Consider the following 24,534-nt stretch of genomic DNA (forward strand, 5'->3'; position numbering starts at 1 on the left):
ATTCGGCTTGAATACAATATTTGGTTTTATTTGAATTCTTTCTCGTACTCTTCAATGCGGTCAAATTCAGGATAATGTTTACGTGCTTTAGACCACATTAAATACATGGCTGGAATAACAAACAATGTTAATACTAGAGAAAAAATAGTTCCTCCCACGATAACAACTCCCATACCAATACGACTTGTAGATGCCGCTCCTAAAGACAAAGCAATTGGTAATGCACCTAATGAGATTGCTAAACTGGTCATTAAAATTGGTCGCAAACGTGCTTCAGAAGCTTCGAGAATTGCTTCTAATTTCGGTTTTCCTTGTTCACGGAGTTGGTTGGCAAATTCGACGATCAAGATTCCATTTTTGGTAACCAAACCAATCAACATTACGGTTCCAATTTGACTAAATATGTTCCAGGTTTGATCAAATAACCACAATGAGAACAATGCACCAGCTACCGCCATAGGTACGGTTAAAATGATAATAAATGGGTCGATAAAACTTTCGAATTGAGCTGCTAATATTAAGAAAATTAAAAGTAAAGCCAAACCAAAGGCAAAAGCAGTATTCGAACTACTTTCAACAAAATCGCGAGATTCTCCACCTAAATCTGTTGTAAAACTATCATCAAGTACTTTGGCTTTTATTTCGTTCATAGCGTCAATTCCGTCACTGATACTTTTTCCTGGTGCCAAACCAGCAGAAACTGTTGCAGCCATATATCGGTTGTTGTGGTACAACTGTGGCGGATTACTTTTTTCCTCAATAGTAACTACGTTGTCCATTTGAATTAATTCACCTGCGCTGTTTTTTACAAACATCGAGGTTAAATCCAATGGTTTTGAACGGTCATCTTGATCGAACTGCCCAATAACTTGGTACTGTTTACCGTTTCGCATAAAATATCCAAAACGTTGACCGCTCAAAGAAAGTTGCAGTGATTGAGCAATATCAATTACTGAGATACCCAAACTTTCGGCTTTTTCTCTATCAATAGTTACATTGACTTCCGGTTTGTTGAATTTCAAGTTGACATCGCTTACTGAAAATGTTGGGTTTTTAGCCACCTCATCCATAAAAACAGGAATCTTCTCTTGCAGTTTTTCAAAGTTTGGTGCTTGAATGATGTATTGAATTGGCAACCCACCACGACGGTTAACAGCAATGGTTGGCTGTTCGATAACAGATGTTTTAGCGTCTGGATATTGCTTAGTCCACTTGGTTAGTTTTTCGGCAATTTCTTTTTGAGAATCTTTACGTTCGTCAGGTTGTACCAATGAAACTCTGATGAATCCACTGTTTACAGATGATGATCCAAAACCCGGTGACGTAATTACGAGCGCTACTTTTTTACCCGGAATAGAATCATCTACTAGTTTCGAAACTTCTTGCATGAAGCGATCGGTGTATTCATATGAAGAACCTTCTGGCGTAGACATTCGCATTACAAAACCAGAACGATCATCGTAAGGCGCAGTTTCTTTTTGAATCAAACTGAAAAACAAGTAAATTAAGCCAAAACAACCAATTAAAATAGGGAAGCTCAACCATTTATTTTTGATGAAAGAAGCTAACGAACTTGCATAACTGCTATTTAATTTTTCAAAATAAGGTTCTGTTTTGATGTAAAAATTAGATTTTTTCTGCTCGCCACCTTTCATTAAATAAGCATTTAACATTGGTGTTAAAGTCAGGGAGACAAAAGCAGAAATTAAAACGGCGGCCCCAATCACCACTCCAAATTCCCTAAACAGTCGGCCGACGAACCCTTCTAAGAAAATTACAGGCAAGAACACTGCCGCTAAGGTGACCGAAATTGAAATTACTGCAAAAAAGATTTCGTTCGATCCTTTTATGGCCGCCTCAATTGGTGTCATTCCTTCTTCAACTTTTTTGAAGATGTTCTCTGTTACTACAATACCATCATCAACTACCAAACCGGTTGCTAATACAATGGCTAAGAGTGTTAACACATTGATTGAAAATCCGAACAACCACATGATAAAAAAGGTAGCAATTAGCGATACCGGAATATCAATTAAAGGTCGAAAAGCGATAGCCCAATCTCTAAAGAATAAGAAAATGATCAAAACAACCAAGACAATTGAGATACCAAGAGTTTCAGCTACTTCGATTACTGATTTTTTTACAAAAACAGTATTGTCAATGGCAATATTCAGTTTGATGTCTTTTGGAAGGTCTTTTTTTAGTTGCTCAAATTCTTTGTAAAAAGCAGCGGAAATATCCAAGTAATTAGCTCCAGGAAGCGGTACAATAGCAACTCCAACAAGCGGCGTCCCTGATTGTGTCATTTTAGTTTCGGTATTTTCAGGACCTAAAACTGCATTTCCAACATCGCTTAGGCGTACTACTTTTTCACCCTCTGAACGAATGATAATATTGTTGAATTCTTCTGCAGTTGAGAGGTTTCCAATAGTTTTTACCGTTAATTCCGTATTGTTTCCGGTTAATTTTCCAGATGGTAATTCTACATTTTGTTTATTTAAAGCGGTTCTCACTTCGGCCACTGTGCAGCCGTAGGAAGCTAATTTTACGGGATCAATCCACAAACGCATCGCATAGCGTTTTTGCCCCCAAATTTGAACTCCAGATACTCCTGGGATCGTTTCTAAACGTTGCGAAATTACATTTTCAGCATAATCGCTCAATTCTAAAGCGTTTCGAGTGTCACTTTGTACCGTCATCGAAATAATGGCATCACCATTGGCATCCGCTTTTGAAACTACTGGTGGCGAATCAATGTCCTGTGGTAAGTTTCTAACGGCTTGCGATACTTTATCACGCACATCGTTAGCAGCATCTTCAAGGTTTTTATCCAAGTTAAACTCAATGGTGATGTTGCTGCTTCCTTGTGCACTTGACGAAGTAACGTTTCGGATTCCATCAATTGAGTTAATTGCTTTTTCGAGTGGTTCTGTAATTTGCGATTCGATGATATCAGCATTTGCACCAGCGTAATTCGTTCGAATCGATACTTGAGCGGGGTCAATAGAAGGGAATTCCCTCACGCCCAAAAAGGTATAACCAATTAAACCAAATAAAACAATGGCTAAATTAATTACAATGGTAAATACAGGTCTTCTAATACTAGTTGTTGATAAACTCATTTAGATTTTTAATTTTTGATTGCTGTTTTTAGATTTTTGTATTGTGCAGAAATCTACCTTTTGAATCTATTTAACTTTTACGGCAACTTCGGCCTCATTTTTTAAGGACATTACGCCCGATGTGATTAGCGTATCGCCTACATTTAGTCCTGAGAGAACAAGTAGTGAAGTCGCTGTTCTTGTAGTTGTTTCGATATTCACTTCTTGAGCAAGACCATTTTTAGATATAAATACTTTTTTACCATTTTGAACCGGAATCACTGCCTCGGTAGGAATAATGATGGCATCTTTAATAATATCAAGTGGTAAATCAACATCTGCAAATGTTCCAGGAAGTAATTTTCCGTTTTTGTTGTCGGCTAAAGCGCGAACTTGCAGCGTACGAGTGGCCACGGCTACTTCAGGTTCAATGGCGTAAACTGTTGCGGTATATTTTTCATCTGAGCCAGATACCTTGAAATGAAGCACGGTATTGTTTTTAACTTGCGTAGCGTATTTTTCTGGTATCGAAAAAGTAATTTTCAATCGGCTTGTGTTGACCAATTTTGCTACTAAAACTGTGGGTGTGATGTAAGTTCCCGGTGAAATACTGCGAAGACCAATTTTTCCTGAAAATGGTGCTCTAACAGATGTTTTAGCAATTTGTGCACGAATTAATGAACTTTGCGCTTGTGCCGATTTTAAATCTGCTCTTGCCAAATCATATTCTTCTTGGCTTATGGCCTCCTTTTGTAATAATAATTTCGCTCTGCGTTCGTTTTCAGAAGCTAGTCCTTCACGAGTTTGCATTTGCGTAAGTTGTGCTCGAAGTTCAATATCATTTACTTTGAACAAAACCTGTCCTTTGCTAACGTTACTTCCTTCTTGAAAATAGATACCTTCAACTATACCTGAAACTTCGCTTCTTATTTCAACTTGCTCGTTAGCTTCGATAGAACCTGAAAGTGACAAATTGTTATCAAATGTTTGGGCTTTGATTACAATTCCACTCACATTCATTTTTTTTCCTTTTCCTTTTGGATCTTTTCCATCACCATTTTCACTTTTGTTTTCCATGATTCTGTAACCAATAAAACCGATGATTCCGGCAGCTAAAAGGGTATAGGATAAGTATTTAATTTTCATAGAGTCAAGTATAAAGTAAGATTATGATTGTATAAATTTAGTTAAAAGCAAATTTAGCTTTTATTACTGTACCGATACTTTTCTTAATTTTTATTTAACGTTTGTTGCTACAAATGTTGTACAGAAAAGTATGAGTAAGACAGCAAAAATTGCCTTTTTGTTTTTTTTAGACACTAAGTTGTTAAAATGGTTTAATTTAATTTTCGAAAAAAATAAAAAACTAAATGGATTTAGTAACTGACTTTATCAAACGTAAAAAACAACTAACTAATGTAGTTCCAGATGTTTTTCTTTTTAGTTAATTCCAAGTAGACTGCACGCAAAGTAGCGTGCTCTGGTTTTTCTAAAGGAGCATCAGCTTTTAAAATTTTCATAGCATGATGCCGCGCCAAGCTAAGGATGTCCCGATCTTTAACAATATCAGCAATTTGTAAATTCAAAACACCACTTTGTTGTGTTCCCATTAAATTACCAGGGCCACGTAATTTTAAATCAACCTCAGCAATTTCAAATCCGTCGTTTGTGCGCACCATGGTCTCTAAGCGAGTTTTGCTATCAGCACTTAGTTTGTGGCTACTCATCAAAATGCAATAGCTTTGATCGGCACCACGACCTACACGACCACGCAATTGGTGCAGCTGTGACAATCCAAAACGTTCCGCACTTTCAATAATCATAACCGAAGCATTGGGTACATTTACACCAACTTCAATAACGGTAGTAGCCACCATGATATTGGTTTTGCCATCAACAAAGCGTTTCATTTCAGCTTCTTTATCGGCAGCTTTCATTTTACCATGAACTATTGAAATGGCGTATTGTGGCAACGGAAAATCACGAGAAATACTTTCGTAGCCATCCATCAAATCTTTGTAATCCATCGATTCCGATTCTTGAATCAGTGGATAGACAATATATATTTGTCGACCTAAGGCAATTTCGTCTCTAATAAATTTCCAAACCTTCAAGCGGTTGCTGTCAAAACGGTGCACGGTTTGTATGGGTTTTCGTCCTGGCGGTAGTTCGTCAATAACTGAAATGTCTAAATCCCCATATAAACTCATGGCCAAGGTACGCGGAATAGGAGTAGCCGTCATAACGAGTACGTGTGGCGGAATACTATTTTTTTTCCACAATTTCGAGCGTTGCTCTACCCCAAAGCGATGTTGCTCATCAATTACGGCGAGACCTAAATTTTTAAACTTAACCTTATCTTCAAGCAAAGCATGCGTACCAATCAGGATTTGCAAACTTCCGTTTTCAAGTTCTTCGTGAATTTGTCTTCGAGCCGCTGTTTTACTTGATCCTGTGAGTATTTTTATATTGAGATGTAGTTTTTCGGCCAATTCGGCTAAACCAACATAATGCTGATTCGCCAAAATTTCTGTAGGTGCCATCAAACAAGCCTGAAAACCATTATCTAGAGCCAATAACATGGTCAAAAAAGCAACAATTGTTTTCCCTGAACCTACATCACCTTGCAGCAAACGGTTCATTTGTGCATTGCTTCCCATGTCGGTTCTAATTTCTTTAATCACCCTTTTTTGAGCATTCGTCAAATCAAATGGCAAATGTTCTTTGTAAAAACTATTAAAATTATCACCCACAATTCGAAAAGGATGGCCTTTTATTTTGTGTTTCTGAATCAAATTTTTGGTGATCAATTGTAACTGAATAAAAAACAATTCTTCAAATTTGAGTCGGAATTGCGCCTTTGCTAAAGCATCAGGATTTTTTGGGAAATGTATGTGCAGCAACGCATCTTTTTTTGAAATAAGCAACAATTCTTGTAGCAAATAGGTTGGTAGCGTTTCGGTGTATAAACTGTGCGTTTCCGTAAACAACTGCAGCATCATTTTATTGATTGTGCGGTTCGAAATTCCTCTGTTTGTTAAAGTCTCTGTCGAAGGATAAACCGGTTGCATGGCTGAGCGCAAGCTTTTTTCATGCTCACTCAACAATTCAATTTCAGGATGTGCCATGTTGTACGCCCCGTTAAACGAGGTGCATTTCCCAAAAATAACACACATTTCATTCAATTTTAGCGATTCACGCACCCACTTGTGCCCCTGAAACCAAACCAATTCCATCTGCCCGGTTTGGTCCACAAAAGTGGCAACAAGGCGTTTTCTACCTTTGCCAAACTCCACCGTTTTTACATGAATAATTTTGCCAATGAGTTGTACCTCAGCAACATTATTTTGCAGCTCGTTAATTTTGTAGTAACGGGTTCGGTCAATATATCGGTTCGGGTAAAAATTCACCAAATCAGCGTAAGTATGAATCCCCAATTCCTTGCGCAACAGAGCACCGCGACTGGGTCCCACGCCTTTTAAATATTCAATAGGAGTAAGTAAAATTTGATTCAATGACATCTTTTGCTATCGGCTTTTAGGTCTCGCTACATATCGGTTTTTATTCGCAACTGTCACCTATTTCTACCGCACGAAGATAGTTTTTTGTTCCTAAAATAGAAAATGCTCTTTACTTTAAAACGAATCTTTCTCTTTTGTTGTGTCAGCTAATCTTGCTATTCATTTCAAGCTTTTTGTCACAAAACCTTTTTTCTTGCCTTTGTCAGGAGCTTCCTTTGGTCGCTCTGTCAAAACCAGAAAAAAATGGTCTTCTGTCTGCAAAGGCTTTTCATTGCTATCAAGGCTGCGAAATTGTTGTAATTAGCAATACGGTACTTCGGTTGCTAAATTAGTGCACTGTTAAAACTATATTAATTTTATAAAATTAAATTGCGCACAATTTAATTACATCATATCTTTGTACCATAAATTATTTTCAATTATGAATGAGCAACTCAATTTAAGTCAGCAAGTTTGTTTTCCTGTTTATGCCTTTGCAAAGGAAATCATCAATCAATACCGTCCTTTGTTAGATGCTATTGAGTTGACCTATCCGCAGTACTTGGTCATGATGGTGTTGTGGGAGTACGATTCGCAAACCGTCAATCAGTTAGGAGGCAAGTTGCATTTAGATAGCGGAACGCTCACGCCATTATTAAAACGATTGGAGACTAAATCATTGGTGAGCCGAACGCGCAGCTCAACTGATGAACGCATTGTAAATATCACTTTAACCCCAAAGGGAAAAGATTTACAAACTCAAGCGGCTACTATACCGCAGCAATTAATGCAGGCCATGAATTTAGAGATGGAAGATCTGGAAGAATTAAAACGAATTATCACAAAAATTTCAAATAAAAATAAATAATACAATTAGCAATATGAAAGCATTATACAGTACAAAAGCAACTGCACAAGGCGGCAGAAACGGTCAAGTTAAAAGTGAGAATGGAATTTTAGAAATGACAGTTCAACATCCAAAAGCATTAGGCGGAGCAAATGATGATCATGCCAACCCAGAAATGTTATTCGCAGCAGGATACGCCGCATGTTTTGATAGCGCGTTGAACTTAGTTATCAAAAAAGAAAAAATTACAACTGGAGAAACTACGGTAACCGCTAACATTGGTATAGGACCAAACGCTAGCGGTGGTTTTACCCTTGAGGCTGCTTTGCATGCCAATATTCCTGGAGTTACGATCGAAGTAGCACAAGATTTAATGGAAAAAGCACATCAAGTATGTCCGTACTCTAACGCAACTAGAGGGAATATTGAAGTAGCGCTTTCAGTATCAAACGACTAAATTCATAATTAAAATCAATACAATGGCATTAATAGAAGATTTGAATTGGAGACACGCTGTAAAAGCATACGATCCGACCAAAAAAGTAAGTAAAGTAAATATTGATAAAATAATCGAGGCGGCGCGTTTGGCGCCAACCTCATCTGGTTTGCAACCATTTCAGGTTTTGGTAGTCGAAAATCAAGAGTTAAAAGAAAAATTGGTGCAAGGCGCTCTAAATCCAGAGTGTATGCGTGATTGCTCTCATGTATTGATTTTTGCGGGTTGGGACAGATATACGGCTGAGCGTATTGATAAGGTATATGATTTTACAACTGCTGAACGTGGTTTGCCACAAGGCCGTTTTAATAGCTATGCTGATATGCTTAAGAAAATTTATTTGTCTCAGCCTGCCGAGGAAAATTTTGCTCACATTGCCAGACAAACCTATATCGCTCTTGGCTTAGCTTTGGCACAAGCGGCAGAGTTAAAAGTAGATACTACGCCTGTAGAAGGTTTCAAAAACGAGGTTGTTGACGAGATTTTAAAACTAAACGAATTAGGACTCAAAAGTGTTTCCTTAATGTATGTAGGTCATGCTGATACACCAAACGATTGGATTGCACCTATGAAAAAAGTACGAATACCAACAGAAGAATTTGTAGTGGAGTTTAAATAAATTGTAACAAGTCAGTTTTTACCAAAACTGATTGTAAGCTAAGTTCAAAGCAAAGGATGTTTTTTGCTTTGAACTTTTTTTATTTTTAGGTCTCGCAGTGCAGGAACAATTTTGTAAACTTGCATCAATAATTTTTGTTTTCAATTTTACATAACATCTATATGACACCAACTATTATAACTATTACAGAAAAAAAATGCATTGGTATGCGTCAAGATATGTCCTTTACCGATTACAAAGCGCATGAAGTTTGGCAGCGTTTTATGCCACGCAGAAATGAAATAGAAAATCGGGTTGGGCAACACTTTTTATCGGTTCAAGTGACTGATGCCAATTTTTGGAGTAATTTTAACCCTAATACTTCATTCCAGAAATGGGCGGTAGCAGAAGTCAATGATTATTCAGCGCTACCTGACGAAATGGAAACAATTACAATTCCGTCAGGCTTGTACGCTGTATTTATTTACAAAGGAGACGGAACTGATACGCCTGCTTTTTTCGAGTCAATTTTTACAGAATGGTTACCCAACTCAGCTTACCAATTAGCTTATCGTCCGCAATTTGAACTTTTAGGAGAAAAGTACCAACGTGGCAATCCTGATTCTGAAGAAGAAGTTTATATACCCATTGAGTTGAAATAAAGCTTTTCGATTATTTCAAAGAACAATTTTTATACTCGAAATCAAATTCATAGCTCCTACTTTTAAAATAGACTTACATTTGCCAAAAAAATAAAACATGATAACTCATTTGGCATTGTTGCGCGGTATTAACGTATCGGGCCACAATATGATTAAAATGGAGGCTTTAAAAACAGTGCTCGATGCAGCAGGCTTTCAAAATGTGCAAACCTATATTCAGTCAGGCAATGTTTTTGTCGATACAGATGAAACCAATGCTGCGGCTGTCGGATTCAAAATAAAGCAAGAATTGTTTAAAAATTTTGGTCACGAAGTACCTGTTGTTGTCATTGCAAAATCTGATTTAGATGCATGTCTAAGCAACAATCCGTTTTTGAAAGAAAAAGAGGTTGATACTAAAAAGTTATACGTGGCTTTCATTTCTACCACTTTAAAAGATACAAGTATCAATGATTTGAAAATAAGTCAGTTTAAACCAGATGAAGCCCGAATTGACGGCAATAAAATTTTTATCAAATACGCTGTTGGTGCTGGTAAAACAAGATTCGATCAAAAATACATCGAAAAAAAATTAAATGTAACAGCTACAATCCGCAATTGGAATACGGTTACTCAATTGTTACAGTTGTTTGTAGAACGAGGGTAAATTTCTGTTTAAAAGGGCATTGAGAGTTATATTGTGTCTTTATATTCAATAGACAAACATTCATAACTCGAGATTCTTTTATTTTTTTCAAAAAAAAAACTTTTTCCACGCAACCTTTTTTTTAAACTACATCTTACAAATGTCCTTTGCAAAATAAAACATAGGTTAGTTATACTTTAAGTTGTAAAAATTTTAAAAAAAGGAGTGCTTACATTAACATTTTTCATAAAGATTAGTTTGGTTAATTTTAAGAAAATGAAGTACTTTACAAAGAGCATTTAAAAGGTGAAAATCTTTTGGTGCTCTTTTTTTATGCAACATGAAACAATTGCAAATTTTCATAGATGATTTACAGAATTTTATCTTATGTTTAAACTTTTATTAAGGAACTATTACCAAAATAAATATCAAACCATATAGATGACTTTTAAACTTTCTATCATAGCAGTAATTTTCAGCGCAGCGAATCTTTTTGCGCAAAATAATAAGCCAACAGACTATTTAAGTCCACAATTTCATAAAGAAAAACGTGACGCATTTCGTTTAAAAATGCCAAAAAATTCGGTGGCCGTTTTCTATAGTAATCCTTTACGCAATAGAGCGAATGATGTTGATTATATTTTTCACCAAGATCCTGATTTTTATTACCTAACAGGTTACAATGAACCCAATGCGGTTTTGCTTCTTTTTTCGGAGAAACAAATCCTGTCCGACGGAACTTCAGCCAACGAAATTTTATACGTTCAAGAAAAAAATGCACGACGCGAGCAATGGACTGGCATTCGTTTAGGAGTAGAGGGAGCCAAAAAGGAACTTGGTTTTACGGTAGTCAAAAATGGTAGTGATTTTTTAAAAGCCCAAATCAATTTTGGAAAGTTTGATACCGTTTTGTATAAAGAGTTTCAAAACGATGTCCGCGATGAAGAAAGTGAAGCGGCTAACTTGTTTCAGCTAATTACATCATTTAAATCTCAAATTGATTTTGATAAAGGAAGTAACACACAAAATGATCCAGCAGCATTAAAAACCGTTAATCCGACAACTTCAACACCAGTAAAAAAGAATAAGCTTGATACAAGATCGATGTTGAATTTTATGGCAGCAATGCGAGAGATAAAAACGGATGAGGAAATTAAATTAATTACAAAAGCCGTGCGAATTTCTGCGATGGGACAACGCGAAATAATGAAAGCGATGCATCCTGGCATGTCTGAAATGGAGGTACAAGGTGTTCATGAATATGTGTATAAGAAATGCGGAAGTGAATACGAAGGATATCCCTCAATTGTAGGTGCGGGAAACAACGGTTGTGTTTTGCATTACATTGAAAATACAAAGTTAAAAGTTGAAAATGATTTGGTTTTAATGGATTTAGGAGCAGAATATCACGGGTACACTGCTGATGTGACAAGAACAATTCCTGCAAATGGAAAATTTTCTACAGAACAACAATTGATATATGATTTGGTTTTTCAAGCTCAAGAAGCAGGCATTGCTGCGGTGCAATTAGGAAATTCCTTTAATGCTCCAGATGCCGCTGCAAGAAATGTGATTACAGAAGGTTTAGTTCGATTAGGAATTGCTAAATCAGCAATGGATGCCCGACGTTATTTTCCGCATGGTACAAGTCATCATATTGGTCTAGATGTACATGATCCGGGAACTTATCAAGCCTTCAAACCTAATATGATCGTAACAGTTGAGCCAGGCATTTACATTCCAATTGGTAGTGATTGCGACAAAAAATGGTGGGGAATAGCCGTTCGCATCGAAGATGATATCTTAACAACTACTAAAGGTCCGATCAATCTCTCTGCAGAAGCCCCAAGAAGTAGCAGTGAAATTGAAAAATTGATGCTTGAAAAAAGTATTTTGGACTCATTTTTGCTTCCTAAATTAGATTAATATTTGTTGATTAAAATGAATGTCTAATAGCGTCTGCTCTCTAAAAATAAACTTTTTGACGGTAAATTTTGTATTTTGTCGGATAAATATTTCGACTTTGTATTAAAATTGTTATAAAAGTTTTTATTTTTTATATGCAAACATAATAAAATTGTATTTTTGCATACTTATTTCTTTGATTATCTGTTATATAAAGTTTTGGTGACATTACTTTTTAAACATTCAGAGGGTGGGGAAGGGAGATGAAGAAAAATATATAATAGAATGATTACACCTCAAAAACACCATGCAGAATTTAAAAGACTACAAGTCTTAGAATCCTATTCCATTTTGGATACTTTACCAGAAGAGGATTATGATAACCTAGCTGCTATTGCTTCGCAAATATGTGATACACCAATTGCTATTATTGGCTTTATTGATTCCAATAGGCATTGGTTTAAATCTAGAGTAGGAACTGAATTCAATGATAACGCTAGAGATTTTTCATTTTGCGGGCATGCAATTAATAGTGCAAATAATGTTTTTATTGTGCCAGATACGCGTGTAGATACGCGTTTTCAGGATAATCCTTTGGTAAAAGGAGAAGCACCAATTCTTTTTTATGCAGGTGTTTCGCTTTTAGATGATAATACTGGCTTGCCTATAGGTACGATATGTGTGCTTGATCATGAACCCAAAAATCTAAGTGAAGGCCAGATTAATTCATTACAAGCACTTTCGAGACAAACGATGAAATTATTGGAGCTGCGTGCCAATAAATTAAAGTTAGAAAAAAATATTGCCTTGCTTGAGAAAAAAAATCAGGATTTAGAACGTTTCGCATACAGTGCAGCCCATGACTTAAAATCCCCACTATCAAATATTTCAGGACTATCGACACTACTTATCGAAAGTTATGAAAATAAGATAGATGGCGAAGCTATTGAAGTCATTGGCCTAATTAAAAGTTCAGCACTCAAATTAAAGGAAATGATTGATAATTTACTTGTAATAAGCAAAGCGGAAAGTGTTGCAGATACAAGTAATGATGAGGTTTTAGTGACTACCTTAGAGACGGAGTTAAAAAATTTGTTATCCTTTGAAGAGAATTGTAACATTGTTTTAAACTCGAATGTGGTAGCGTTGTACATCAATAAAACAATCCTTGAGCAAATTTTACTCAATTTGATTTCAAATGCAATTAAGTACAATAACAAGGAAAATATTCAAATAACAATTTCGATACATGCTGAAGCAGATAGCTATACCATTTCGGTTCAGGATAACGGTTTAGGCATTTTACCGGAACATCAAAAAATCATATTTGATGAATTTGAAGTTGTTGCAGAGCAAGATCGTTTTGGCGAAAAAGGCAGTGGTATTGGTTTAGCAACTGTAAAACGTCTGGTTGATGCTTATAAAGGCACTATTCAAGTTTCTTCAGAAATTGGAAAAGGTTCAAGTTTTACCTTTAGTTTACCTCGCTTAAAATAATTAAAACAATGTAAATGCTGTCATTTACATTGTTTTTTCTATCAAATCACAATACCAAAATCCATATTCGTAAGGAGCGCCCGAATCCGTATCGCAGGCTGTTTTTGAAGCAGTTGAAGTGGTTGGTTTTTCATATTTTCGGTACACAGTTTCTCCTATTTCAAAGTCGATTGGTTGCTTAAACAAAGGGCCGTCAAAAGTAAAAGTATGAAATTCTCCATTTTCACCGCAAGGATCTACATTTGCAGGCAAGTCCTCTAAAAAGGAAGCATCAATAATTCGCCCAACAAAACTTTGATCTAAGTGCCTTTCGCTTACACAAACTACTATTGTTTTAAATCCTAAATCAATAAATTCTTGAATGAGTTCAGGCGTTTGCTTTTGCCAAAGCGGAAAAATACCTTGAAGACCAACAGTAGCTAATTTTTCTTCACGATAACGGCGTAAATCTTCTAGAAATATATCTCCAAAAATTGATTGGGTGATTCCTTGATCTTTTAATTTTGATAGTTTTTCATGCATCACATTTTCGTAAACTTCCATGCTCGGCATTTCTGGTAAATACATAATTTCTAGTGGAATTCCGATACTTTTAGCTTGCTCCCTTAATAAACTTTCGCGCACGCCATGCATTGAAATACGGCCGTATTTTTCATTTACACTTGTAAGTAAACAAGTCACTTCGATTTCATGTTGTTGTAAAATTTTATATAGTGCCAGTGCAGAATCTTTGCCACTGCTCCAATTAAATAAGGCTTTCGTTTTCAATGTAAGTTGTGTTTTGTGCCGTAAACTTACAAAATTTCAAGCGGTAGTATTGCAATCCTTTGTAACTTTGAAAATCTTGCTGAAAATACTTTTATGAAATATATTTTTTTACTCATGTGTTCTTTTGCTTGGGGACAGCAAACCAATTTGGTTGATTTTACTACCGCAAATGCAGTGCTAACGATTAACGCAGAGAACAAATCTGTTGTGGGCACTGTAACCTATACTTTTGATGTTTTAAAAGATACCGACACAATAGCTATTGATGCACAAAATATGATGTTCGATGAGGTCCTCTTAAATCAAAAGCCTGTTCGCTTTCATAACACCAAAAAAGCGTTGCTCTTAGTTTCTCATTTTAAAAAAGGAAACTATACGCTAAGTTTAAATTATCAATGTAGCCCTAAGCAAGCGCTTTATTTTGTTGGATCAACTACTTTAGATAATTTACAAATTTGGACACAAGGGCAAGGGAAATATACCAGTAATTGGATCCCGAGTTTTGATGATGTGAACGAAAAAGTAGTTTTTAATCTTGCCATACAATTTGATAAGGATTATACCATTATCACGAATGGTATTCTAAAGGAAAAGATCGTAAAGGACAATAAAGCAACATGGAACTACAAGATGACTAAACCAATGAGTTCGTATTTGTTGATGTTGGCTATCGGGAAATTTGATAAACGAATTGAATTTTCTAAATCGAAAGTGCCACTACATACTTATTTAGAGCCCAATGATTCTGCGCGATTTGACTGGACTTATCGTTACAATAAGCAATTGTTTGATTCGCTTGAAAAACTAATTGGCGTGCCATATCCATGGGAGGTCTACCAGCAAGTACCTGTGCGAGACTTTTTGTATGCAGGAATGGAAAATACAACAGCAACGATTTTTAATTCGCGTTTTGTTGTAGATGAGGTAGGCTTTAATGACCGCAGTTATACCAATGTGAATGCTCATGAGTTGGCCCATCAATGGTTTGGCAATTTGATCACGGCAAAAAGTAGCACCCATCATTGGTTACAAGAGGGTTTTGCGACTTATTTTGCTTTGCTTGCAGAAAGAGAGTTATATGGCGATGACTACTTTTATTTTAAATTATATGAATCGGCACAGCAGTTAAAATTTGCTTCGCGCACGGATGCAATTCCTGTTTTAAATGCGAAGGCAAGTTCCCTTACTTTTTACCAAAAGGGAGCTTGGGCGCTATTTGTTTTGCATCAAGATATTGGCGACGAAGCGTTTAAAAAAGTCATTCGAAATTACCTCACTAAACATGAATTTCTAACCGTTGATACAGATGACTTTTTCGCTGAGGTAATAAAAGTATCCTCGTATGACGTGAAGAACTTTAGCAAAATTTGGCTCGAAAGTACCGCATTCGATACTCCAAAAAGCAATGAATTATTATCGAAAAACAAAATGATACAAAGCTTATTGGAAGTAGAACAGCTTAAAAAAGTGGGTTGGGACCAAAAGTTCGATTCCATGCTCAAAATTATGGATTCTCAAATGTACTTTCCCGTAAAAGAAGCTGTACTCAAACAACTAAAAAATGAAAAGTGGGAACGTCAAGCCATCTTTTTTACCAAAGCTTTGCAATCAAATGATTTGCAATTACGGCAAGTTGTTGCGCAATTGTTACCGCAATTCCCCGCTAGTTTTAGGGAGCAATACGAAACTTTATTACAAGACGCCTCCTATCAAACCCGAGAAATTGCCTTGTTGACACTATGTGATTTATTTCCAGAAAATCGATCTAAATATTTGGATCATTCAAGAAATTGGGTGGGTTTTAATGATTACAACTTGAGAGTTTTATGGCTTTCGATAGCGATTACCACGCCAAATTATCTTAATGAAATTGATACAGCGGTAAAAGAACTCAAATCATACGCATCTGCAAAATACGAGGCTAACATCCGTCAAAATGCGCTTGAAAAACTAATTGCATTTGAGTTAATTGACGAGGTTGTTTTGCGTGAGTTGGTTCAAGCAACTACACATCACATGTGGCAGTTTTCTAAATTTGGTCGCGATTCAATTCGGTTGCTATTGAAAAATGAACAATGGAGAAACGTTTTCATTGCTTTAGAACCTGATTTAGAGGCAACTGAGAAAGCGAAGCTAAACCGATTGTTGAAAGAATTATAATTGCAATTTTACCACATTTCCGCCACTTCATTTTTTAAAAAGGCCAAGGCAGCATGACTCGGAGTTTGTTTTTCTAAAAATTGTTGCAACAATTGCTCTCGTAACTGATCGGCATTGTCTACGTTGGCTTCACTAGCTATTTTGCGAATCATCTGAATCGTACTGTTTTTCGCCGTAAGAATAATAGTCCAAGCTTCATCAGAAATGTATAGTTGTTGTGTTAAATTGTGTTCTAATTCTTGCTCTATTTGACTAATTAAATAATTGGCATAATCGTTTTTATTGTCGCTGATAGGTGCTACTCGCAATAATAATTTATTCGGATTAATTCGTTCTAAAAATAAGGTCAAACGCTCATAGGCTTGCAAACGTAGCGGTAAGGCTTGTTTGTTAGCTTCATTCTGTAACTGAAATTTTCTTGTTTGCTGCATTTCTGCAAAATAAGCTGTAAAAAAATAATAGGCTACACCACCTGTAACAAGTGATGGCAAAGTGTAAGAAAGAATGTCAATTAATTTAGAAGTATCCATAGCTATTTTTATAGTATTAATCAAAAAGCAAAAATATACTTTTTTAGGTACAAATCAACTTAACATTCTTAGCTAATAAGGCGGTGGAATACTATTTTTGTCTCGCCTTTGAAAAATTAACGATGGAAAACTACATTTTACCTTTATTGTGTTTGGCTGCTTTTTTTGCGGGATTTATTGATGCAATTGTAGGCGGTGGCGGTTTAATTCAAACCCCAATGGGATTGGTTTTGTTGCCAAATCTTCCAGTAGCAACTGTAATTGGGACACTAAAGATTCCTGCTTTTAGTGGTACTTCAATTGCGGCCTACCAATACCTAAAAAAAGTCAGTATGAATTGGAAATTATTGGCATTAATGATGGCATTGGCACTTCCTTCCGCTTTTTTAGGATCTACTTTACTGACTTATGTGAGCAATGATTTTATGAAGCCTTTGTTGCTTATTGTGTTGTCGTTTTTGGTAATTTATACCTACGCAAACAAAAATTTCGGACAACAAAAAACAAAAGATACTTCTGCGACAACCCAAATTTGGTATGCTGTTTCCATCAGTTTTGTGATTGGGTTGTATGATGGTTTTATTGGTCCAGGCACAGGAAGTTTTTTGGTAGTCGCGTTTATAGCCATTATGGGCTTCGACTTTTTACAAGCCAGTGCCAATGCCAAAATGGTTAATCTAGCGACTAATTTTGGTTCTATTTGTTTGTTTTTTATCAAAGGAAAAATCATTTGGAGTATTGCCTTGCCCATGGCTGCAAGTAATGCTTTTGGTGGTTTTTTAGGAGCTAAATTAGCCATAAATAAAGGCAATGGATTTATCAGAATATTTTTCTTGATTGTCGTAATTGGCACCTTGACTAGGTTTGCCTACGATGTGTTTTTTAAATAAAAATGAGCTTAAATGCAACGTTACTTTCCAGCTATTGCGGGAGCGTAAATGTTGTTTTTGATGTTCCAAAGCTCGCTCAAAATGCCTATTTTTGTCCTCTTAAACTATATTATTCTCCATGCACAAATATATCGATCAACTGAATGAAGCCCAGCGCGAACCTGTTTTGCAAAAGGACGGTCCTATGATCATCATTGCGGGTGCCGGCTCCGGAAAAACAAGGGTGCTCACCATTCGTATTGCTTACTTAATGCACCAAGGCATCGATGCTTTTAGTATATTGTCGCTAACCTTTACGAACAAGGCTGCACGCGAAATGAAAAAAAGAATTTCAGATATCGTAGGAGCAGGCGAAGCCAAAAATCTTTGGATGGGTACTTTTCACTCTGTGTTTGCTCGAATTTTGCGTTCAGAAGCGGAACATTTAGGATATCCTTCTAATTTTACCATATACGACTCTCAGGATTCGTTGCGCGCCATTTCAGGAATTATCAAAGAGATGCAGCTTGATCGTGATGTTTACAAACCAAAGCAGGTTTTAGGACGTATTTCTAACTTTAAAAATAGTTTGATTACGGTAAAGGCTTATTTCAATAATCCCGAACTTCAAGAGGCTGATGCCATGTCGAAGAAACCTAGAATGGGCGAAATTTATCAAAATTATGTAGACCGTTGTTTCAAAGCAGGTGCAATGGATTTTGATGATTTGCTCTTGAAAACCAATGAGCTTTTAACGCGTTTTCCAGAAATTTTGGCCAAATACCAAAACCGTTTCCGATATATTTTGGTTGATGAGTACCAAGATACCAATCATTCGCAGTACTTAATTGTGCGCGCATTATCAGATAAATTCCAAAATATATGTGTAGTTGGTGACGATGCTCAAAGTATTTATGCTTTTAGAGGTGCCAATATCAATAATATTTTAAACTTTCAAAAGGATTACGAAGGTGTGAAAACTTTTCGCTTGGAACAAAATTACCGTTCTACTAAAAATATTGTAGAGGCGGCCAATACGATTATTGATAAAAACAAAGTCAAGCTGGATAAAATTGTTTGGACAGCCAATGATTTTGGACCCAAAATAAAAGTGCATCGCAGCCTTACCGATAATGAAGAAGGCCGTTTTGTTGCGAGTACAATATGGGAACAAAAAATGCAGAATCAACTCCACAATGGGGCTTTTGCTATTTTGTATCGTACCAATGCGCAGTCGAGAGCTATGGAAGATGCGCTGCGTAAACGAGACATTCCGTATCGTATTTACGGTGGACTTTCATTTTATCAAAGGAAGGAAGTAAAAGACGTTTTGTGCTATTTGCGTTTGGTTTTGAATCCAAAGGACGAAGAAGCGTTAATTCGTGTAATCAATTACCCTGCACGAGGAATTGGGAATACCACCATCGAAAAACTGACTATTGCCGCTAATCATTACAAGCGTTCGTTATTCGAAGTAATGCAAAATATAGAACGAATTGATTTAAAACTCAACTCGGGTACCAAGCAAAAGTTGCTGGATTTTGTAACTATGATTCAAAGTTTCCAAGCAATTAATGAAAACCAAGATGCCTTTTATTTGGCTGAACATGTTGCTAAAAAAACAGGTTTAATTCAAGAACTCAAAAAAGATGCGACTCCTGAGGGAATGGCAAAAATTCAAAACATCGAAGAACTTTTAAATGGTATCAAAGATTTTACCGAAGGGCAAATTGAAGTTGATGGCGCAAGAGGATCTTTGGCTGAATTTATGGAAGATGTAGCTTTGGCTACTGATTTAGATAAAGATACTAGCGATGAGGATCGTGTGGCTTTAATGACTATTCACCTCGCAAAAGGACTTGAGTTTCCTCACGTTTTTGTAGTGGGTATGGAGGAAGATTTGTTTCCTAGTGCTATGAGTATGAGTACCAGAAGCGAGCTTGAAGAGGAGCGTAGGTTGTTTTACGTAGCTTTAACACGTGCCGAACACCAGGCGTATTTAACGTATTCGCAATCGCGTTATCGCTGGGGCAAATTGACTGATAGCGAACCATCACGATTTATTGAAGAAATTGACCCTCAATATTTAGAGTATTTAACTCCTGCAGAGAGTAATTACCGATTTAAACCAATGATTGACAGCGATATTTTTGGCGATGTTGATAAATCTAAACTGCGATTAGCGAAACCATCTAACGGAACTCCGCCACCTAAAACAAGTACTCCGGGACCAAAACCTGAAATTAATGTCCGAAAATTAAAACCAGTTGGTTCTAATGCAGGTGCGGGAACCAGTAATTTATTCGACAATCAATTGGCAATAGGAAATGTGGTTATGCACGAACGCTTTGGCAAAGGCGAAGTTCTCAATTTAGAAGGAGTTGGTGCTGATAAAAAAGCAGAAATAAAGTTTGAAGTAGGTGGCATTAAAAAATTGTTATTGCGCTTTGCGAAATTGGATATTATCGGATAAAAATTTGTTTGAAGTTTAAGGTTTAAAGATGTCATTAAAAAGCACTTTAAACCTTAAACATTTTAAACTTTAAACTTAAAAATAAATGGCACAGTTTATCAAAATATACGAAGACAAACCCAACGAAGCCGCTATTGCAAAAGTAGTGAAGGTTTTAAAAGAAGGAGGATTGGTGATTTATCCAACCGATACGGTTTACGGATTAGGTTGTGATATTACCAATACTAAAGCACTGGAACGCATTGCAAAAATCAAAGGAATTAAACTAGAGAAAGCCAATTTTTCTTTTATCTGTCATGATTTAAGCAATTTATCTGATTATGTGAAACAAATTGATACGCCTACTTTTAAAATTTTAAAGCGTGCTTTGCCAGGACCGTATACCTTTATTTTACCCGGAAATAACAACTTGCCAAAAGAATTTAAAAAGAAAACTACGGTCGGAATTCGTGTTCCAGATAACTCCATCATTCTGGAATTAGTAAAACAATTAGGAAATCCAATTGTTTCAACCTCAATTCGAGATGAAGATGATGTTATTGAATACACAACAGATCCGGAGCTGATTTTTGAAAAATGGCAAAATGTAGTTGATCTTGTTATTGATGGCGGTTACGGAGATAATGTAGGTTCCACCATCATCGATTTATCTGACTTTGAGCCAGTAGTTGTTCGTGAAGGAAAAGGCAGCTTGGATATTTTATAACATTAAACTGGTTTGTAGATAAGCAAGATTTTTTGTAGGTATTTTATTTGTTGTGCTGTCTGTTGTCGATATTTTTAGTTTTTCGTCTAGCAAATATTTTTTTGGCCTGGTTTTGGCTATTTTGATTTTAATATCTATATTTACAAAAATCGCGTCAGTAAAGTTTAATTTATAGCATGTTATTCTTAATTATATTTAATTGGTTGTTAAAGAAAAATTGAGGATACATTAGGGCAGGTCTTCGGATCTGCCTCTTTTATTTTAACAGAATTTTAAAAAAAAATCACCTCGCGCGAGGTGATTTTTTAATTAAAACATAAAATTAATTATTGTTTTTGTTTTTTCATTTCTTTTTCGATCATATCGTAAAATTGGTCAATCTTTGGCAATACTACAATACGAGTTCTTCTGTTTCTTGATCTGTTTTCAGCAGAATCATTAGCTACTAAAGGAATGTATGAACTTCTTCCTGCTGCGATCAATTGCTCTGGTTTTACACCCAATTGGTTCGTCAATACACGAATGATAGAAGTAGAGCGTTTTACACTTAAATCCCAGTTGTCTAACAGTACTCCTGAACCGTTGTAAGGAACATTGTCAGTATGACCTTCAACCATACATTCAAAATCTGGTTTGTCATTAACTACTTTTGCAACTTTGGCTAAAACTGTTTTAGCTTTGTCAGTTACATCATAACTTCCACTTTTGAACAACAATTTATCAGCAATTGAGATAAATACAACTCCTTTTTCAACATTGATTTCAATATCAGGGTCAGAGATACCTACAGAACTTTTTAAACTTGTAACCAAAGCTAGTGTAACACTATCTTTTTTAGTTAAAGCATCCTGCATTCTGCTTATTTTTAAATCTTTTTCCTTGATAGATTCCAAGGCTTTTTCAATGTTTTCCGCACCTTTAGTAGATAAAACCGTCATATCTTTCGAAACGCTGATTAAACCTTGATTTTGCTCTTTTAAAGTTGCAGCTGTAGCAGCAAGTCCCGCTTTTTCCTCTAAACAAGCATTTAACTTTACAGTAGCAGTGTTTAATAAATCTTGAGTTTCTTTGTTTCTAGCTTCTAACTCAGTGTATTTCTTTTTAGAAACGCATGAGGTCAAAAGTGCCATTACGGATAATGTTAATACGATTTTTTTCATAAATAATTATTTTGTTGTTTTACAAAAATAGGTTTAAAGTGTTAATTAAATAGGCTACAAAAGTACAATTAATTGTTAAAACTTATTGCTCAAAGACCTTGCCAGCTTTAATGAAGTATTGATAAACTATACTTTTTATGTGGTAATACTGTATCATTTGCACCATATCCCGTTTTTTATAATGCTTTCTAAATCCCTGATAAAATGAAAAATGCGCTCTCAATATCGCCCAAAAATGTTTCACTTTTCCTTTTGTTAAAAACTGTATTCCCGCCAATCCATCTAAAACCATTCTCGTAAAAAGAATGGGAATCAAACTTTTTTTCGGCAAATTTTTAGTCAACATAAATAGGGAGTTTCTAAAATTCAAATAGGTTTTCATTGGGTTGCCTTGCTGCAATGTTGCTCCGCCAACATGAAAAACGGTACTTTCGTGCACATATTTTATTTGATAACCTTTATTATTGGCACGCCAACATAAATCGATTTCTTCTTGATGTGCAAAAAAATCATCATCAAAACCTTTCAACTCATGGTACAAGGAGGTTCGAATAAAAAAACAAGCGCCCGATGCCCAAAAAATAGTTCGGTTGTCGTTGTACTGCCCATTATCTTTTTCAATAGAGTCGAAGATTCGGCCGCGACAGTACGGATACCCATATTTGTCAATAAATCCGCCCGCTGCGCCAGCATATTCAAACAAATCCTTTTGCTTGTAATCTAAAATTTTAGGCTGAATTATTGCTGTTGAGCGCTCTTCTTGAAATGTTTTTACAATTGGGGTTAACCAATTTGGTGTTACCTCAATATCAGAGTTTACTAAAGCATACACATCTGCATGTACATTTTTTAAAGCTTCGTTGTATCCTTTTGCAAAACCATAATTCCCTTTATTTTGAATGATTTGAACAGATGGAAAGTGGGCTTTAACAAAAGCTATTGATGCATCAGTCGAGGCATTATCGGCGACGTAAATCTTTGCTTCAGGAGAATATTGAACCACTGACGGCAAAAACTTTTCGAGCAATTGCACTCCATTCCAATTTAATATAACAACGGCTATTTTCATTTTTAGTTTTTAAATCGTATCGTTAGGGTAATCGGGTAAGTCTCTCAAAAATTGGTATTTTTCTTCTTGAAAATCCATTTGGCAAAAATAGTGATTCAAACCATTCGTTACCATTAAATATTGTGCTTGCAAGGTCATATTGTACTGTGCAATTTGATCGAAAGTGGCTTGCGAAATTTTTACTTCGGGAGCTTTACATTCAATGAGTACAAAAATACTACCGTCTGCTAAGTAAACAACCACGTCATATCTTTTGCGCAAGCCATTCACTTGAAGTACTTTCTCAACATTGATGAGTGATTTTGGATATTTTTTTTCTTCTATCAAAAAGTGAATGACATGTTGTCTGACCCATTCTTCAGGTGTAAGAATGATGAATTTTTTACGAATAACATCAAAAATTGCTGTTTTATTTTCGCTATTTTTGAAACGAAATTGAAAAGTAGAAAATTGTAATTGCTGCATGCGGCAAAAATAAGTATTTAGTTTAAAGTGATGGCGTAAAATAGCAGGAATGCTTTTTATTTGGCTCCGTACTTTTGCTAAAACACCACATTTTATGGACGAAGTTGTAAAAATTGTCACTGATATTAAAAATGGAGTTATCAAACCTATTTATTTTTTAATGGGTGAAGAGCCGTATTATATTGACAAACTTTCTGATTATATTGAGCAAAAAGTCTTGACAGAAGAGGAAAAAGGTTTCAATCAAACGGTTTTATATGGTCGCGACGTAACAATTGATGATATTGTTTCTGCAGCCAAACGTTACCCTATGATGGCAGATCGTCAAGTGATCATTGTCAAAGAAGCCCAAGACTTGTCCCGCAACATTGAAAAATTGGAAAACTATGCCGATAACCCCATGCCAAGCACGGTTTTAGTGATGTGTTACAAATACAAAACTTTAGACAAACGAAAAAAGGTAACTAAATTATTGGCCAAAAACGGGTTGGTTTTCGAAAGTAAAAAATTGTATGAAAACCAAGTAGGCGATTGGATTAAACGCGTTTTGTCTGGTAAAAAATATGGTATCGACCCTAAGGCTAATGCCATGCTTGTAGAATTTTTAGGAACTGACCTGAGTAAAATCAATAATGAGCTTGAAAAACTGCAAATAATTCTTCCGCCAGGAAGCACTATAATGCCTAAAGATATTGAGGAGAATATTGGCTTTAGTAAAGATTATAATGTTTTTGAATTGCGAAAAGCTTTGGGGGAACGCAATCAACTGAAGGCATACAAAATTGCTGCGAATTTTGCCCAAAATCCAAAAGACAATCCTATAGTAGTGACTACCAGCTTGGTTTTTGGATTTTTTATACAGCTTTTAAAATACCATGGTTTAAAGGACAAAAATCCGAAAAATGTAGCTGCTGTACTCGGTATAAATCCATTTTTTATGAAAGAATACGACTTAGCCTTAAAAAATTATCCTATGAAAAAAGTCAGCCAAATTGTAGGTGCTTTGCGGGATATTGATGTTAAGAGCAAGGGAGTAGGTGCCAATCAAATGTCGCAATCTGATTTACTACGAGAAATGCTTTATAAAATTTTCAATTAAAACT

General features: G+C 35.8%; 20 protein-coding genes. 12 read left to right on the plus strand and 8 right to left on the minus strand.

The genetic code is table 11. The features are described 5' to 3' along the window. Positions 1 to 26 precede the first annotated feature (26 nt). The 3 genes from ACXX8U_RS05395 to recG form a co-directional block, all read right to left on the minus strand. Entirely contained in the window at positions 27 to 3,122 is a 3,096-nt protein-coding gene (locus tag ACXX8U_RS05395; protein WP_458564948.1) for an efflux RND transporter permease subunit, read from the minus strand. A gap of 66 nt (positions 3,123 to 3,188) precedes the next feature. Next, positions 3,189 to 4,247, minus strand: a complete 1,059-nt coding sequence (locus tag ACXX8U_RS05400; RefSeq protein WP_458564949.1) for an efflux RND transporter periplasmic adaptor subunit — start codon at positions 4,245 to 4,247, stop codon at positions 3,189 to 3,191. Positions 4,248 to 4,510: 263 nt separating this feature from the next. After that, positions 4,511 to 6,622 (minus strand): ATP-dependent DNA helicase RecG, encoded by a 2,112-nt coding sequence (gene recG / locus ACXX8U_RS05405; protein WP_458564950.1) that lies wholly within the window; start codon positions 6,620 to 6,622, stop codon positions 4,511 to 4,513. 421 nt (positions 6,623 to 7,043) lie between these two features. Between recG and ACXX8U_RS05410 the strand changes: the two genes are divergently transcribed. From ACXX8U_RS05410 to ACXX8U_RS05440, 7 genes are all read left to right on the plus strand, one after another. Further along, positions 7,044 to 7,469, plus strand: coding sequence for a MarR family winged helix-turn-helix transcriptional regulator (locus ACXX8U_RS05410; RefSeq protein WP_458564951.1), 426 nt, complete (start codon positions 7,044 to 7,046; stop codon positions 7,467 to 7,469). A 13-nt stretch (positions 7,470 to 7,482) separates the two neighbouring features. Then, positions 7,483 to 7,905, plus strand: coding sequence for an organic hydroperoxide resistance protein (locus ACXX8U_RS05415; RefSeq protein ID WP_458564952.1), 423 nt, complete (start codon positions 7,483 to 7,485; stop codon positions 7,903 to 7,905). 22 nt (positions 7,906 to 7,927) lie between these two features. After that, positions 7,928 to 8,563 carry a nitroreductase family protein gene (locus ACXX8U_RS05420; protein WP_458564953.1) on the plus strand — a complete coding sequence of 212 codons (636 nt, stop codon included), beginning with the start codon at positions 7,928 to 7,930 and terminating at the stop codon, positions 8,561 to 8,563. A gap of 161 nt (positions 8,564 to 8,724) precedes the next feature. Beyond that, positions 8,725 to 9,204, plus strand: coding sequence for a GyrI-like domain-containing protein (locus tag ACXX8U_RS05425; RefSeq protein ID WP_458564954.1), 480 nt, complete (start codon positions 8,725 to 8,727; stop codon positions 9,202 to 9,204). A gap of 97 nt (positions 9,205 to 9,301) precedes the next feature. After that, positions 9,302 to 9,850, plus strand: a complete 549-nt coding sequence (locus ACXX8U_RS05430; protein ID WP_458564955.1) for a DUF1697 domain-containing protein — start codon at positions 9,302 to 9,304, stop codon at positions 9,848 to 9,850. A 420-nt stretch (positions 9,851 to 10,270) separates the two neighbouring features. Further along, positions 10,271 to 11,755, plus strand: a complete 1,485-nt coding sequence (locus tag ACXX8U_RS05435; RefSeq protein WP_458564956.1) for an aminopeptidase P N-terminal domain-containing protein — start codon at positions 10,271 to 10,273, stop codon at positions 11,753 to 11,755. Positions 11,756 to 12,019: 264 nt separating this feature from the next. Next, positions 12,020 to 13,231 (plus strand): sensor histidine kinase, encoded by a 1,212-nt coding sequence (locus ACXX8U_RS05440; RefSeq protein ID WP_458564957.1) that lies wholly within the window; start codon positions 12,020 to 12,022, stop codon positions 13,229 to 13,231. 24 nt (positions 13,232 to 13,255) lie between these two features. Here ACXX8U_RS05440 and ACXX8U_RS05445 read toward each other — a convergent pair whose 3' ends face one another. Beyond that, a complete protein-coding gene (locus ACXX8U_RS05445) occupies positions 13,256 to 13,999 on the minus strand; it encodes a Dph6-related ATP pyrophosphatase (protein WP_458564958.1) in 744 nt (247 codons plus the stop codon). Between the two features lie 93 nt (positions 14,000 to 14,092). On the opposite strand from ACXX8U_RS05445, the gene ACXX8U_RS05450 reads away from it, so the two are divergent. After that, the gene (locus tag ACXX8U_RS05450) at positions 14,093 to 16,159 is read left to right on the plus strand and encodes a M1 family metallopeptidase (protein WP_458564959.1); all 2,067 of its coding nucleotides are present in this window, start codon (positions 14,093 to 14,095) and stop codon (positions 16,157 to 16,159) included. A gap of 8 nt (positions 16,160 to 16,167) precedes the next feature. Here the strand turns inward: ACXX8U_RS05450 and ACXX8U_RS05455 are convergent, their stop codons facing one another. After that, complete coding sequence (locus ACXX8U_RS05455; protein ID WP_458564960.1) at positions 16,168 to 16,689, minus strand: DUF7935 family protein; 522 nt, start codon at positions 16,687 to 16,689, stop codon at positions 16,168 to 16,170. 122 nt (positions 16,690 to 16,811) lie between these two features. Here ACXX8U_RS05455 and ACXX8U_RS05460 point away from each other — a divergent pair, with 122 nt between their 5' ends. The 3 genes from ACXX8U_RS05460 (at position 16,812) to ACXX8U_RS05470 (ending at position 20,737) form a co-directional block, all read left to right on the plus strand. Beyond that, a complete protein-coding gene (locus tag ACXX8U_RS05460) occupies positions 16,812 to 17,579 on the plus strand; it encodes a sulfite exporter TauE/SafE family protein (protein ID WP_458564961.1) in 768 nt (255 codons plus the stop codon). A gap of 118 nt (positions 17,580 to 17,697) precedes the next feature. Beyond that, positions 17,698 to 20,031, plus strand: coding sequence for an ATP-dependent helicase (locus ACXX8U_RS05465; RefSeq protein WP_458564962.1), 2,334 nt, complete (start codon positions 17,698 to 17,700; stop codon positions 20,029 to 20,031). 85 nt (positions 20,032 to 20,116) lie between these two features. Then, positions 20,117 to 20,737: an L-threonylcarbamoyladenylate synthase gene (locus ACXX8U_RS05470; protein ID WP_458564963.1), complete on the plus strand. Its 621-nt coding sequence runs from the start codon at positions 20,117 to 20,119 to the stop codon at positions 20,735 to 20,737. 326 nt (positions 20,738 to 21,063) lie between these two features. Here ACXX8U_RS05470 and ACXX8U_RS05475 read toward each other — a convergent pair whose 3' ends face one another. The 3 genes from ACXX8U_RS05475 to ACXX8U_RS05485 all read right to left on the minus strand — a co-directional run bounded on the left by ACXX8U_RS05475 (position 21,064) and on the right by ACXX8U_RS05485 (position 23,431). Beyond that, positions 21,064 to 21,897 carry an OmpA/MotB family protein gene (locus ACXX8U_RS05475; RefSeq protein WP_458564964.1) on the minus strand — a complete coding sequence of 278 codons (834 nt, stop codon included), beginning with the start codon at positions 21,895 to 21,897 and terminating at the stop codon, positions 21,064 to 21,066. 82 nt (positions 21,898 to 21,979) lie between these two features. Further along, on the minus strand, positions 21,980 to 22,966 hold the full coding sequence (locus ACXX8U_RS05480; protein WP_458564965.1) for a glycosyltransferase family 2 protein: 987 nt from the start codon (positions 22,964 to 22,966) through the stop codon (positions 21,980 to 21,982). 9 nt (positions 22,967 to 22,975) lie between these two features. Next, on the minus strand, positions 22,976 to 23,431 hold the full coding sequence (locus ACXX8U_RS05485; RefSeq protein WP_458564966.1) for a type I restriction enzyme HsdR N-terminal domain-containing protein: 456 nt from the start codon (positions 23,429 to 23,431) through the stop codon (positions 22,976 to 22,978). Between the two features lie 94 nt (positions 23,432 to 23,525). Between ACXX8U_RS05485 and holA the strand changes: the two genes are divergently transcribed. Next, the gene (gene holA, locus ACXX8U_RS05490) at positions 23,526 to 24,530 is read left to right on the plus strand and encodes a DNA polymerase III subunit delta (RefSeq protein ID WP_458564967.1); all 1,005 of its coding nucleotides are present in this window, start codon (positions 23,526 to 23,528) and stop codon (positions 24,528 to 24,530) included. Positions 24,531 to 24,534: the final 4 nt, after the last annotated feature.

This window comes from Flavobacterium sp. GNP001 (assembly GCF_054343775.1).

What these genes read in the sequence shown, in the direction of transcription:
- ACXX8U_RS05475 (WP_458564964.1), bottom strand. Translation starts at nt 21,897, where the DNA reads ATGAAAAAAATCGTATTAACATTATCCGTAATGGCACTTTTGACCTCA.
- ACXX8U_RS05435 (WP_458564956.1), top strand. Translation starts at nt 10,271, where the DNA reads ATGACTTTTAAACTTTCTATCATAGCAGTAATTTTCAGCGCAGCGAAT.
- ACXX8U_RS05460 (WP_458564961.1), top strand. Translation starts at nt 16,812, where the DNA reads ATGGAAAACTACATTTTACCTTTATTGTGTTTGGCTGCTTTTTTTGCG.
- ACXX8U_RS05465 (WP_458564962.1), top strand. Translation starts at nt 17,698, where the DNA reads ATGCACAAATATATCGATCAACTGAATGAAGCCCAGCGCGAACCTGTT.
- ACXX8U_RS05450 (WP_458564959.1), top strand. Translation starts at nt 14,093, where the DNA reads ATGAAATATATTTTTTTACTCATGTGTTCTTTTGCTTGGGGACAGCAA.
- ACXX8U_RS05485 (WP_458564966.1), bottom strand. Translation starts at nt 23,431, where the DNA reads ATGCAGCAATTACAATTTTCTACTTTTCAATTTCGTTTCAAAAATAGC.
- recG (WP_458564950.1), bottom strand. Translation starts at nt 6,622, where the DNA reads ATGTCATTGAATCAAATTTTACTTACTCCTATTGAATATTTAAAAGGC.
- ACXX8U_RS05410 (WP_458564951.1), top strand. Translation starts at nt 7,044, where the DNA reads ATGAATGAGCAACTCAATTTAAGTCAGCAAGTTTGTTTTCCTGTTTAT.
- ACXX8U_RS05420 (WP_458564953.1), top strand. Translation starts at nt 7,928, where the DNA reads ATGGCATTAATAGAAGATTTGAATTGGAGACACGCTGTAAAAGCATAC.
- ACXX8U_RS05455 (WP_458564960.1), bottom strand. Translation starts at nt 16,689, where the DNA reads ATGGATACTTCTAAATTAATTGACATTCTTTCTTACACTTTGCCATCA.
- ACXX8U_RS05480 (WP_458564965.1), bottom strand. Translation starts at nt 22,966, where the DNA reads ATGAAAATAGCCGTTGTTATATTAAATTGGAATGGAGTGCAATTGCTC.
- ACXX8U_RS05415 (WP_458564952.1), top strand. Translation starts at nt 7,483, where the DNA reads ATGAAAGCATTATACAGTACAAAAGCAACTGCACAAGGCGGCAGAAAC.
- ACXX8U_RS05430 (WP_458564955.1), top strand. Translation starts at nt 9,302, where the DNA reads ATGATAACTCATTTGGCATTGTTGCGCGGTATTAACGTATCGGGCCAC.
- holA (WP_458564967.1), top strand. Translation starts at nt 23,526, where the DNA reads ATGGACGAAGTTGTAAAAATTGTCACTGATATTAAAAATGGAGTTATC.
- ACXX8U_RS05425 (WP_458564954.1), top strand. Translation starts at nt 8,725, where the DNA reads ATGACACCAACTATTATAACTATTACAGAAAAAAAATGCATTGGTATG.
- ACXX8U_RS05470 (WP_458564963.1), top strand. Translation starts at nt 20,117, where the DNA reads ATGGCACAGTTTATCAAAATATACGAAGACAAACCCAACGAAGCCGCT.
- ACXX8U_RS05440 (WP_458564957.1), top strand. Translation starts at nt 12,020, where the DNA reads ATGATTACACCTCAAAAACACCATGCAGAATTTAAAAGACTACAAGTC.
- ACXX8U_RS05395 (WP_458564948.1), bottom strand. Translation starts at nt 3,122, where the DNA reads ATGAGTTTATCAACAACTAGTATTAGAAGACCTGTATTTACCATTGTA.
- ACXX8U_RS05400 (WP_458564949.1), bottom strand. Translation starts at nt 4,247, where the DNA reads ATGAAAATTAAATACTTATCCTATACCCTTTTAGCTGCCGGAATCATC.